This window comes from Streptomyces kryoterrae (assembly GCF_054072135.1).
In genome coordinates, this window is record NZ_CM133358.1 from 2,152,601 (window position 1) to 2,164,958 (window position 12,358).

At 67.5% G+C, this 12,358-nt stretch carries 9 protein-coding genes and 1 pseudogene; 5 read left to right on the forward strand and 5 right to left on the reverse strand.

All coding sequences use genetic code 11. The features are described 5' to 3' along the window. Positions 1–220: 220 nt before the first annotated feature. The 5 genes and pseudogenes from ACW4TU_RS08950 to ACW4TU_RS08970 all read right to left on the reverse strand — a co-directional run bounded on the left by ACW4TU_RS08950 (position 221) and on the right by ACW4TU_RS08970 (position 6,525). Positions 221–1,540, reverse strand: a complete 1,320-nt coding sequence (locus tag ACW4TU_RS08950; protein ID WP_457426389.1) for a UDP-glucose dehydrogenase family protein — start codon at positions 1,538–1,540, stop codon at positions 221–223. Between the two features lie 456 nt (positions 1,541–1,996). Beyond that, positions 1,997–2,884, reverse strand: a complete 888-nt coding sequence (locus ACW4TU_RS08955) for an ABC transporter permease (protein WP_457426391.1) — start codon at positions 2,882–2,884, stop codon at positions 1,997–1,999. A 14-nt stretch (positions 2,885–2,898) separates the two neighbouring features. Beyond that, the gene (locus tag ACW4TU_RS08960; protein ID WP_457426393.1) at positions 2,899–3,633 is read right to left on the reverse strand and encodes an ABC-2 family transporter protein; all 735 of its coding nucleotides are present in this window, start codon (positions 3,631–3,633) and stop codon (positions 2,899–2,901) included. A 154-nt stretch (positions 3,634–3,787) separates the two neighbouring features. Then, a pseudogene (locus ACW4TU_RS08965) lies at positions 3,788–4,531 on the reverse strand (ABC transporter ATP-binding protein); the annotation flags it as partial. 17 nt (positions 4,532–4,548) lie between these two features. After that, entirely contained in the window at positions 4,549–6,525 is a 1,977-nt protein-coding gene (locus ACW4TU_RS08970; RefSeq protein ID WP_457426395.1) for a beta-galactosidase, read from the reverse strand. An 837-nt stretch (positions 6,526–7,362) separates the two neighbouring features. Here ACW4TU_RS08970 and ACW4TU_RS08975 point away from each other — a divergent pair. The 5 genes from ACW4TU_RS08975 to ACW4TU_RS08995 all read left to right on the forward strand — a co-directional run bounded on the left by ACW4TU_RS08975 (position 7,363) and on the right by ACW4TU_RS08995 (position 12,324). Continuing rightward, positions 7,363–8,334 (forward strand): UDP-glucuronic acid decarboxylase family protein, encoded by a 972-nt coding sequence (locus tag ACW4TU_RS08975; protein ID WP_457426397.1) that lies wholly within the window; start codon positions 7,363–7,365, stop codon positions 8,332–8,334. Further along, positions 8,331–9,464, forward strand: a complete 1,134-nt coding sequence (locus tag ACW4TU_RS08980) for a glycosyltransferase family 2 protein (RefSeq protein WP_457426399.1) — start codon at positions 8,331–8,333, stop codon at positions 9,462–9,464. The genes ACW4TU_RS08975 and ACW4TU_RS08980 overlap by 4 nt, the downstream gene beginning before the upstream one ends. After that, positions 9,461–10,249, forward strand: a complete 789-nt coding sequence (locus tag ACW4TU_RS08985; protein WP_457426401.1) for a sugar phosphate isomerase/epimerase family protein — start codon at positions 9,461–9,463, stop codon at positions 10,247–10,249. Before ACW4TU_RS08980 ends, ACW4TU_RS08985 begins: the two co-directional genes overlap by 4 nt. Then, positions 10,246–11,256: a Gfo/Idh/MocA family protein gene (locus ACW4TU_RS08990; protein WP_457426403.1), complete on the forward strand. Its 1,011-nt coding sequence runs from the start codon at positions 10,246–10,248 to the stop codon at positions 11,254–11,256. Before ACW4TU_RS08985 ends, ACW4TU_RS08990 begins: the two co-directional genes overlap by 4 nt. 96 nt (positions 11,257–11,352) lie before the next feature. Further along, entirely contained in the window at positions 11,353–12,324 is a 972-nt protein-coding gene (locus tag ACW4TU_RS08995; protein ID WP_457426404.1) for a glycosyltransferase family 2 protein, read from the forward strand. Positions 12,325–12,358: the final 34 nt, after the last annotated feature.

Below are 12,358 nucleotides of genomic sequence, written 5' to 3' on the forward strand. Positions count from 1 at the left end.
GCTTCGGCGCAATCTCCTCGGCTTCTGCAGGGCCGAAGGCATGGCCGACTCCGACGACCCGATCTGCCTTCACGCTCGGCATGCTGCGCTTCCTCAGCGACGATGTCGCCAGCACCTTGTCGGAGCACGGCTGGGCGGTGGCCGACCCGGGCGGACGATCTTGAGGCACGTGATTTCTCCCTGCCGCGTGAGCGGCTGGAGGAGGCGTTGGCGGTCACGGTCAGGGGCGGCCCAGGGCACGGAGGTTCCATCCGGCTTCACGCCAGCAGCGGAGGTCGAGGGTGCTGCGGCCGTCAACGGCCTTCGCGCTCGCCACATGGCTGGCGAGTACGCGCGGATCGATGCGCGAGAATTCCGGCCATTCGGTCAGGTGGAGCAGCAGGTCGGCGTCCTGGGCGGCGTCGATCGGATCCTCGACGTATCCGAGTTCGGGGTGTGCCTTGCGGGCGTTGTCCAGGGCCTTGGGGTCGGTGACGGTAACCGTCGCGCCCAGCTCGTGGAGTCTCTGGGCCACGGCCAGGGCGGGCGAGTCGCGGATGTCGTCGGTCTCGGGTTTGAAGGCGGCACCCCAGATGGTGATCCGCCGGCCGGCGAGGTCGCCGTCGAGTTGTTCGCGGGCGAGGGTGACCACACGTTCGCGGCGCCGGTTGTTGATCGCGTCGACCTCTCGGAGGATCGTCAGGGCCTGGTCGGCGCCGAGTTCTCCGGCGCGGGCCATGAAGCCGCGGATGTCTTTGGGCAGGCAGCCGCCGCCGAAGCCGAGGCCGGGCCACATGCCGGCGCGGCCGATACGGACATCGTGGCCGAGGATCTCGGCGAGCTGGGTGACATCCGCGCCGGAGACTTCGCAGACCTCGGCGATGGCGTTTATGAAGGAGATCTTCGTGGCGAGGAAGGCGTTCGCGGAGGTCTTGGCGAGTTCGGCGGTGGCCCAGTCGGTGGCGATTGTCGGCGTTCCCGCTTCGATGATCCTCTCGAAGCACTCCCGGAGTACGGCTTCGGCCCAGGAGCCCTCCCTCTCGAAGCCGAGGACGAGGCGGTCGGGTCGCATGGTGTCCTCGACAGCGCAGGACTCGCGCAGGAACTCGGGGTTCCACGCGACCTCGACCGCGTGGCCGGCGGGCGCGTACTCGTGCAGCAGATCACGGACGCGGGGGGCCGTGCCGACCGGGACGGTGGACTTCACCGTGACGACGGCCCGGCGCGTCAGGTGGGGTGCGAGCTGACGGACCGCAGTGAGCAGGTGGCTGAGGTCGTAGGCATGTGCGCCGGGCTGTTGCGGGGTGCCCACCCCGATGAAGTGCAGGTCGCCGAAGGCGGCGGCCTCTGCGTAGGAGGCGGTGAACCGCAGTCGGCCGCTGGCGGTGTGCCTGGCGAGGAGGTCGTCGAGGTCGCGCTCGTGGAAGGGGGCTTTGCCCGTGTTGAGGGCGTGGACCTTGTCGACGTCGGAGTCCAGGCCGAGAACCTCGTGGCCAAGCTCGGCCATGCAGGCGGCGTGGGTGGCGCCGAGGTATCCGCAGCCGATGACGGTGAGCTTCATGAACGAGGGTGTCCCTTCGGATTAGGCCGCCTGACGGCGGGGTGTAAGGCGGGCCGAGCGGCCGGATGGCGGTGGATGTCGGTGCGGATGACAGGCGAGGTCGTGAGAATGCCGAGGAACTCGTGGGCGAAGAACCGGAGATCGACGTCCTCGGCCGGAGCAGAGTGACTCGTCCGGATACTCCGCCGGCGGCCGGGCAACTCCGCGCCGGGGGACGAGAACCGCGGTAGCCCGGCTAGCCGACAGTCCGCCACCTCGAGCAGCCGCCGAGCGGTACCAACCCGGACCCAGCGGTGAATGACTACGCCACTGACCCGGCGCGGATCCGGGGCAGCACCCAGTCCCGGGAGCGGATCGGACCGCCGAGGTCGAACCAGACCGTCAGTTCCTGGCAGACGGTTCCATGGCTCGTGAAAAACGGCTGTGCTTTTCCAATGAAGTCGAAATCCGCAGATATTAGACGCCTCCCGCGCCAGTGTATTTTCGCAGGTTGACGGTGAACAGGGATCTGGCGGCCGCGAAGGCGAGAATTCCGACGAGCGGTGCGGCCGTCGCCAGCCAGGGAGAAAACTGGAGTTCCGCCGTCTTGCCGGCCAGCTCAGCCGCCGGAACATAACTGATGAACGCTATCGGAATACCAAAGGTGAGCAGCATTTGCACATTCACCGGAAAGATCTTGAGCGGATAACTTCCGAAGGTGGCAAGAAGCTCGTCGACCCACTGCGACCAGGGAATAGTTGATATCGAGCGCAGCGCGAAACAGGCGATAACGGTATGTAGGGACGCCTCTAGGAACACGCCTCCGATGACGGCCAGGATCAGATAGCCGATGCGCGGGGCTGTCCAGTGCACATGCATCTCCGGCAGGGCCATGGTGAACAGCGTGATCGCCACGATCAGGTCGCCGATAGCATTGAGGAACAGCTTGTCCAACAGGATCTGCCGGTAGACGGGAAGCGGGCGCAGCATAAAGGTGTCGATCTTTCCTTCCTGAACGATGCGGGGAAGCGACGCGAGCGAGGCGAACCCTGCGACGTACAGGCTGTGACTGAGCAGTCGGATCGCCGCCACCATGAGGATCTCGCCCTTCGTCCATCCCGCCAGGTCAGGGAAGCGGTTGACCAGCACCGTGGCCAATACCAGGACGGAAGCCTGCCAGATGATCCCGGACACGATGGCGAGCAGGAAGTCGCCGCGGTATTCGAGGTTCGCCCGAAAGTTCACCTTCGTCACACACCAGATGAGACGCAGGTTGTGGAATCTGCGGCGGCGGAGCCGTGCCAGCGCCACGATTCCAGGGGGATGCGCGAGTTGTTGAGCCTGAACCTCCAGTGTTTTTGTCACGTCTCCGCACACGGTTATCCCCCCTCGATTGCCGTGCTCGACTCAGCTCGGCGCCACATCAGCCGGGTCAGCATGATGAGTATGACTATCCACAACAGTTGAACACCGATGAGCGGAACTGCCGCGCTCGCCGATGTCCGGCCCACGTAGATGGACAGCGGAGTATTGAGGATGCTCTGAAACGGCAAGACCTCGTTAACCTCGCGAAACCATCCCGGAAAGAACCAAAGTGGCGCGATGGCACCGGACAAAAGGCTCATGACGAACTGGTATATGTTCAGCGCATTGGTATTCAGCATCGTCCAGAAGCAAATCAGATCCAGGATCTGATTGAGGTAGAAGAGCGTGACGCAGCCGAGCGCGAACGATCCGAGGGCGATGGCCGCCGCCGACCGGCTTGCCGGCGCCGCGATGACGCCGGTGTACCGGCAGACGACGTAGCCGAGCGCTCCCCACGCCAGACCGTATGCCCGGTCGCCGATGGCGCGCATGGCGTAGTAGCGGCGGGGAGGGATCGGCCGCACCAGCCAGTAGAGGATGGTTCCACGCTGGAGGTGCTGGACGATGCTGTCGCGGGAGAACATCCGGTCGATGCCGCCCGTCTGAGTCACCAGGATCGCGAGGACGGCATAACTGACGGTCTGTGTGGCGGCCATGCTGTGCGCACCGCCGGACGCCTGGTAGAAACCCCGCCAGAAGCAGGACACGACGAAGAGCTGCATGGCCAGGCGGATGGTGGAGTTGATCACCCTGGCTCGGTGGCCGAGTTCCGTGCGCCAGGAGATTCCGGCGATGGTGATCCAGCGGCGGGTCGACCGTCCGGGTGTCGGACTCGGCCCGGCTCGGCGCTCATCGGGTTTCGCGGTAGGCAACATTCATCACGTCCTCCAGATCGTGGGTGTCGCTGCCGTAGCGGGAACGGAGATCCTCGATCAGACCGTCGAAAACCGTCCTGCCGTGATTGACCAGGACCACGCGGTGGGCGAGCCGGTCAACCTCCGTCATGTCATGTGTCGTCAAAAGCACTGTTCTGCCGCAGGATTCGACCTGGTGGCGGAGGAACTCCCGGACGCTCTCCTTCGCGATCGCGTCCATGCCGATCGTCGGCTCGTCCAGGAACACGACCGGTGGATCGTGGAGCAGCGCGGCGGCGAGATCGCAGCGCACGCGTTGCCCCAGCGACAGATGCCGTACCCGTGTCTCCCAGAAGGCCGACAGCTCCAGGAGCCGGTCGAACTCACGCAGCCGGACTTGGTAGTCGTGCTCAGCTATGCCGAACACCTCGCGCAGAATGCGGAAGCTCTCCCGCGCGGGCAGGTCCCACCACAGTTGGCTGCGCTGGCCGAAGACGGCACCGATGGCCATGGCATTGGCCAGTCGGTTGCGGTGGGGCACAAGTCCCGCGACGGTGAGGCTGCCCGCGGTGGGCTCGAGGATGCCGGTGAGCATCTTGATCAGGGTCGACTTGCCGGCGCCGTTGGGGCCGAGCAGCGCCACGAGTTCGCCCTCCGCGACGGTGAGGCTCACGTCCTCGACCGCGACCTTCGTCTCGTAGCGCGGGCGCACGAGGTAGCGCAGGCCGCCGGCCAGACCCGGGTCGCGCCGGGGGACCTTGAACGTACGCCGCAGACCATGGGCGACGATCACCGGCCGCTTCTCGTCACTCACTGCTTGTCCCCACGCGGCCGACGCAGTACGGCAACCTGCGACGGACCGAGTTCGATGCTGCCCTCGTGCACGGCGCCGCTCAGCAGATCGGTGCCCGAGGCCGTGACCTTGTGCGTCCCGGCCCGGTCGTGGTTGATCAAGAAGAGATACTCGACGTGCTCGGCCTGACGCAGCACGGCCTCCACCGGCTCAGGACAATCGGCCGGTCGCACGCCGGCGTCCTCGAATACCGTCTCCAGCAGGGGAAGCAGCGCATCGGGTTCAAGCCGTGCCGCGACGTACCACGCGCTGCCGTCGCCGAAGGCGTTGCGGGTCACAGCAGGCTCTCCGGCATCGAGCCCGGTCGCAAAGGACAGCCTCGGCTCGGCACCCGTCGTCACGACCCGCTCCGACCAGACCCGAGCCGTCGTCCCGTCCGAGAGCAGCACCTCCTCGTCGAGGTCCAGGGGATGGAACTCCTCCGTGTAGGCACCCAGCAACTCGCGCAGAGCGCCCGGATACGGCCCCGGGTACACGTGATCGTGCTGATCGACGATTCCGCTGAAGTAGGAGACGAGCACGCAGCCGCCCGCGGCGACATAGTCGCGCACATTCGCGGCGCAGGCCTCGTCGAGCAGGTAGAGGCTGGGGAGAACGACCAGCTTGTACGCGCCGAGCTCGGCTCCCGGGTGCACGAAGTCGACGGTGACCTTGCCGCCCCACAACGCCCGGTAGTAGGCGTGCATGCGATCCAGATGACGTAGGTCGCAACTGGGCTTGTCTTCGAACTCCATCGCCCACCACGACTGCCAGTCCCAGGCGATCGCCACATCCGCGACCACCCGGGAGCCGCGGACCTCCGACAGGGCGCGCACATCGCCGCCGAGAGCGACCACGTCGCGCCAGAGGGCCGAGTCGGTGTGCGCCTGGGGCAGCATTGCGGAGTGGAACTTCTCGGAACCGAAGCGCGAGGCGCGCCACTGGAAGAACATCGCCCCGTCGGATCCGTGGGCTATGTGGGCCAAGGTGTTGCGACGCATCTGGCCGGGAGCCTTGGCCGGGTTGCGCGGCCGCCAGTTGACGGCGCCGGTGGAGTGCTCCATGAGCAGCCACGGATGTCCGCCGGCCACCCCACGCGCCAGGTCGGCGGACATGGCGAGCAGCACATGACTGTCCGGTTCGGCTGTCTGGAGATAGCTGCTGGTGCCGACGTAGTCGACGTGCCCGGCCCACTTCCAGTAGTCCACGTACTTCGCCTCGCCGACCATGAAGTTCGTGGTGACGGGTACACCGGGGGTGATGTCGCGTAGTACGTCGGCTTCGGCGTGGTAACACGCGATGTGTTCGTCGTTCGAGAAGCGGAGAAAGTCGAGGCGTTGGGTCGCGTTGACCGGCATGGGTGCTTTGCGCGGCGGGGTGATCTCCTCCCACCGTGCGTACGCCTGGCCCCAGAAGGCCGTCCCCCATGCCTCGTTCAGCGCGGTGATCGTCCCGTAGCTACGTGCAAGCCAGTCACGGAAGGCCGTCGCACTGCGTTCGCAATAGCACATCGGGACGTGCGCCCCGTATTCATTGTTGACATGCCAAGTCCGCAGCGCCGGATGGTCCTTGTAGTGCTCGGCGAGCGCTCGCGCGATTCCGGTGGCCGCCTGCCGGTATTCCGGCGCGCTCGGGCAGAAAGACTCGCGGGCACCCGTTCCGAGGGTCACACCGGCCGAATTCACGGGCAGTACCTGCGGGTACTGCCGTAGAAACCATGCCGGAGGCGCGGCGGTCGGCGTTGCCAGGCTGGCGCCGATTCCGGCGTCGGCCAGCAGATCCATCACCTTGTCCAGAGCCGCGAACTCGTATCTGCCCGGCTCGGGTTCGAGTGATACCCACGAGAACGTATTGATATTCACCAGGTTGATGCCGGCCTGCCGCATCAGGGCCATGTCCTCGTGCCAGGTCTCGGCGGGCCACTGTTCCGGGTAGTAGTCAGCCCCGAAGACCATTGTGTCCGGGTGGGGAAAGCGGGGCGCTGGGTGCAACCTGATCTCCTTGCTCTGTGCTTTGTGGGAACGATCTCAGTGCAAGGAACGTCATCTTGGAGGCTCCTTGAGTGGCTGTCAAGAGATCACCGGGCGCGCTGAGTTGAGGCCGACGGGCCGTCGCTGGGGTGGGCGTTGCCACACTCCGCTGCGATCCCGGGCAACCCGACGCGTTCCGTTACTACCCTGCCCAACTGGGCAAATAGCGCTGCGTGTCGGTATGAACACGCCGATGGCGCCACGCGCGCTCTGTTCCGCGGACGCATACGATCATGAATTCGGACATCCCTCCAACGTCGTTGCCACGGTGGGACGTTGCCGCGACGACCTCTTGATCGACTCGATAGCCGGTGCTAAGTTGTGCACGTTCCCAGTCGAGACGGGGCATCGCGGAGATCACTGACGACACCGAGGGACTGTCGACGTGACCAGGACACCGTTCTTGAACATGACGCCTGTACGGACCAGGGCGACGAGGTGGAATTCGGTCACCACGCGTCGACGGTCATGGGCGGGCTCGACAAGTTTGAACACCATCGCGAGGGCCGAAGTCTGGGCCGGCGCCGGGTGACCTTCGAGCGCACAGGCGCCCCCGCCGCGCCACTGAAACCACGACTCTCGATAATTGGTCGATTTGATTCAGGAAGACGGCGATACAGTGACGTTCCCAATTGTTTTCCCTGTCGGCCCCAACACCGGCCGAGCGGTCAGTAGGACTTGCGCAATCGCCGCGGCGGAGGAAAGCCGTCGGCCGTATCGGCGGCTGATCCGTGCACTCCAGGGCGGTAATAGGGAGGGACGATGACGCGGGCCGCGCGCCGCGCAGTGGTGACCGGCGGAGCCGGCTTTCTCGGTTCGCACATGTGCGAACGCCTGTTGGCTCTCGGCTACTCGGTCGTCTGCATCGACAACCTGAGCACCGGCACCCTGGACAACATCCGGGCACTGTCCCAAGACCCGAACTTCGCGTTCCTGGAGGCCGACGTATCGGCGGGGCTGGACGTCACCGGCCCTGTGACGGACGTCCTGCACATGGCTTGTCCGGCCTCACCGCGCGACTATCTCCGGCTTCCGCTGGAAACCCTGCGGGTCGGCTCGGCCGGTACCCAGCACGCCCTGGACCTGGCCGCCCGCCATGGGGCCCGTTTCCTCCTCACGTCGACCAGTGAGGTCTACGGCGACCCGCTGGTCCACCCGCAGCCGGAGTCCTACTGGGGAAACGTCAATCCAGTCGGCCCTCGCGCCGTGTACGACGAGGCGAAGCGCTTCAGCGAGACCCTCACCGTCACGTACCGGGAGCGGCAGGGCCTCGACGCCCGTATCGCACGGATCTTCAACACCTTCGGCCCGCGGATGCGCGGCGACGACGGCCGGATGATCCCCACCTTCATCACCCAGGCACTCGCGGGTGACCCGCTCACCGTCGCCGGCAACGGTGAACAGACCCGCTCACTGTGCTACGTGGACGACACCGTGGACGGCCTGCTCGCTCTGCTCACCAGCCCCGACGTACGTGGTCCGGTGAACATCGGCGGGAGCGGGGAACTCAGCGTCCTGCAGACGGCCCGTGCGGTGATCGCGGCCGCCGGTTCGGCGTCCGATGTCGTTTTCGTACCCCGCCCCGAGGACGACCCCTCCCTGCGCTGCCCTGACACCAGCCTCGCCGCGGAGCGCCTTGGCTGGCGGCCCAGGATCGATCTCGAAGAGGGGCTGCGGCGCACGATTCGCTGGTTCGCGGAGTCCCGCGTCGCGAGCCCGGGGCTGGTCCGATGACAGAGCCGAACCCTTCGCCCGTCACCCCGGTCGGCACAGCGCAGGCCGAGTTCAGCGCCCTGTCCGTGGTCATCCCGACCAAGGGAAACCCCTGGGCAGTCCAACGGCTCGTCGAGTCACTGGGCGTCGCCGTGACGGAGCTGCCCGCCGGAGTCCAGACCGAGATCGTCGTCGTGGACGACTCGTCGTACCAGGACGGCGAGCAAATCCGGGAGACCTGCGAGAAGTCGGGTGCGCGTTATCTGCGCGGGCCCCGCCGGGTCGGCGCCAAGCGTAACCTCGGCGTCGCCGAAACCCGCCATCCGCTCGTGCTGTTCATCGACTCCGACTGCGTCGCGACGCCGACCCTGCTCCGCGAGCACCTGGACTTCCACAACGCGCACCGGGGCCGACAGGACATAGGCGCCGTGGCCGGTCCCACCGTGGTCGCAGGCGAGGCCGGCTCCGGTCCCTGGCGCACCGTTCGACATTCGCTGGTCGCCAATGCCCCGTGGAACTGGCCTCTGCGTTTCGAGCAGCTGTGGTGGGCCGCCACATCCAACCTTTCCGTGCGAAGGACGGCTTTCGACGCGATCGGTGGCTTCGACGAGCACACCTACACCGTGGTGGGAGGCGAGGACGTGGACCTCGGGGTGCGCCTGGACGCCGCCGGGTACCGCACACTCGGGCACCCCACTGCCGTGGTGGTCCATGCCACGGACGGAATCACGCGGCTGCACCAGTTCCGCCGCAAGCTCTTCCTGTACGGCAGAGCCTGCGTCTACAACTGCGCCCGGCAGCCGGAGCACACCCGCTGGTGGCCCAATCCGACGACGGTCGCCCTGGCCGCCGGCGCGACCGCGGCGCTCCTGCCGCGGCACCGCCTGCCCGCTCTGCTGACCGCCGCCGCAGGAACCGCCCTGTGGTTCGGGAACGACACACGCCAGACCGCTCGCCGCGCCGACACAACCGCTGCATCCGCCGCGGCGGCCGTTTCCGTCGACTGGAGCTACCACCTCGGGATCACGCTCGAGGCCATCCGCCGTGGCAAGCCGACGCTGGCCATGAAGCGCTTCGACTACTTCCCGGAGGAGCGCTTCGTGCCGACCGCCACTGGGACGCCCGAAGGTCACGATGAGGAGACAAGGTGAATCCACGACTCGTCCTGCAAACCGGCATCTACGGCTACGGAATCCTGGGTCAACGAGCTGAGACGGATCTGGACGGCACACTCGACGCCATCCGTACCGCCGGATACGACGGCCTTGAGGTCATGTCCTCGCTCCTGGGCGACCCCGCCCGGCTGCGGGACGCCTGCGCCGAGCGTGGCCTCGACACTGTGGCCGTGCATCTCTTCTGGCACGAACTCGACGACTTCTCCTGGGAGACGTTGCGGGTGCTCGCCTGCAACCGGCTGATCCTGTCGGGACTCCCCGTCGACTCGGTGGCCGCCACCCTGGACACCTTGCCCGCGCTGCGTGACCATGTCGCACGCGCCGCTGACGTCGGCACACGGGTGGCGGTGCACAACCACCAAGAAGAGGCCAGGCCGCTGCACGACGGTCGCACGCCGCTGGAGATCCTCTGCTCCGAGACCGCCCCCGAAGAACTGGGATTCGTGGTCGATCTCCACTGGGCCTCGGTGGCCGGCGCACTCGAACGCACGCTCAAGGCGACCGCTGGGCGCTGCGACTACCTGCACATCAAGGACGGGCTGATCGCGGACCCGGAATCGCCCCACTCGTTCGACCTGGGTACCGGGGAAGTCGAGCTGGCGCACGGCTGGTCCACCGCGCGGAGCACCGGGACGATCGCGGTCACGGCCGTGGAACGCGCCATGCCCGCGCCCGATCTCCCCGCCGCACTCCAGCACGACGCCGAGTTCACCAGGCAACTCTGGCACACCGGCACCGCGCAAAGGGGAGCCCTGCGGTGAGCCGTCCGCCCGTTCGTGTCGCACTCGTCGGCTGCGGGGCCATCGCCGAACTCGGCCACGCTCCCGCGTTCCTGGCGCTGCCCGACGACGCCGTCGTCAGCGCCGTCGTGGACCTCGCCCCGGCCCGGCGCGACCTGCTCGGTGATGCGCTGTCCGTCGCTCCCAGCCGTCGGTACGACACGGTCGACGCGCTGCTCGCAGACGACGAGCCGGTCGATCTCGCGGTGGTCGTGCTGCCGCCGGAACGCACTCCGGCCGTCGTCGAGCGGCTGCTCCGCGGCGGCGTCCGCGTCCTGTGCGAGAAGCCCATGTCCATCGGGGCCAATGAGGCCGCCCGGCTGGCGGGGCTCGCCCCGCGCGACCGGCTCGGCCTGGTGCACAACTACCTCCACCGCAGCGACGTACGCCAAGCGATGCAACACCTACGCACCGCCGAACTCGGCCGCATCCGCTTTCTGCGCCTGGAGCAGCCCGATGCCGGGCACTTCCCCGGCGCCGGAGTCAGTCCGCACTGGCGCCGGCACAACACCGGTGGCGGCTGCCTGACCGACAACGCCTACCACTGGGTGTACGTCGCGCGGGAACTCACCGGCTCACCCGTCGTACAGGTCACGGCGCGCCTTGCGCGGCCGGACGCCACGTCCGCCGCGGACGTCGCCATGGTGCTGCTGGACCACGAGAACGGCGCACTCACCAGCGTGCAGACGGCGTGGTGCGCCCCTCGTGCCCAACGCGTCCTCGAAGTGCACGCAGAGCACGGGTCGCTCCGCCTGGAGGGCGACTGCGGACCGTGCGAGATCTTTCCGGCCTCCGGTCCGACGCAAGCGCAGCCGGTCGAACCCTCGTACACGGGTCTGTACCGCGATGTGCTCGCCGCGGTACGCGCCGGAGAGCCCTTCGCCGCGCCTGCGGACACCTGCGTCGATGTCCTCGCGGTACTGCAGGCCGCCGAGCTCTCCGCGCGCCAGGGCCGGACCGTGCCCGTCGTCCCGGCCGGCGCCGCATAGCCGGGCAGAGCCCGTCACGAACCGCGTCCAGCGCTGCCGTCAGGTGCGCCCTCTTCCCCCTCCACCGTCCCCTTCCTAGTAGGAGCCAGTTGCCGTATGACGACCTCCGTTCCCCTCAACTCCCCTCTGACCGTGGCCGTTTGCAGCATCGGGCGCACCGACCTCTTCCGGGCCCTCAGCCTGATCGCCGCGGATGACACCAGCCTCGTCGCCGAACTGATCGTCGTCGACAACACCGGCGGCTCGCTGGACCGTACGGCCGTCGCCGGCGCCGCGGGAGGCCTTCCCGTGCGGGTTCTCAACGGCGCGGGTCCCGCTTCCGTCGGACGCAACCTGGCCCTGTCCGAGGCCCGGACGGATGTGGTGCTCTTCTTCGACGACGACTGCCTGCCCGAGCCCGGCTGGGTCACGGAGATGGCCACCTACATGTCCGACGAGCCCGAGGTCACAGCGGGCTTCGGCCGGGTCGAGCCCGTTCCCTTGCCGAACTGGCGGCTGGGTACCGAAGTCGTGCCCCTGCTGGGTGAAAACGCGTGGGGGGAGGCCGAGACGCCCGACGGCAACCTGTGGTGCCCGGCCGTATCGGCGCCCGGCTGGCAGCCGGGTGTGTACACCGGACCTCCCACCATTCCCGTGTCCGTGGTCGGTTCCTCCAACAACTTGGCCCTGCGCAGGAGCCTGCTGCTGCCCGACCGCCCCGTGTTCCTCCCCCATCTCGGCCCCGGTACCGGTCCTGCCTCAGGTGAGGACACCGAACTCGGTTACGCGCTGATGCGGGAAGGCCGCAAGGTCGCCTACGTCCCCCAGGCCAAGATGGTCCACAACTCGTGGCTCACCACGGACCGCGCCGAGCAGAAACAGAAGTGCTACCTGCGGGGCAATCTGGAGGCACTCGGCTACCACGCCCTGCGCGGCGATGACCTCGCGGCGCGGTTGCTCGGCGCGTACTTGGGCCAATTCCGCGTCGGCAACGGCCGCGGCCTCGACGAGTTCGGAGACATCTTCGCGTGGGGATACGGCTCCCTCACCGACGGCACAGACGGCACCGAGGGGACGCCCACGCGCTAGCCCGATCTCCACCGGACGTCGGGGCGCACGCCGT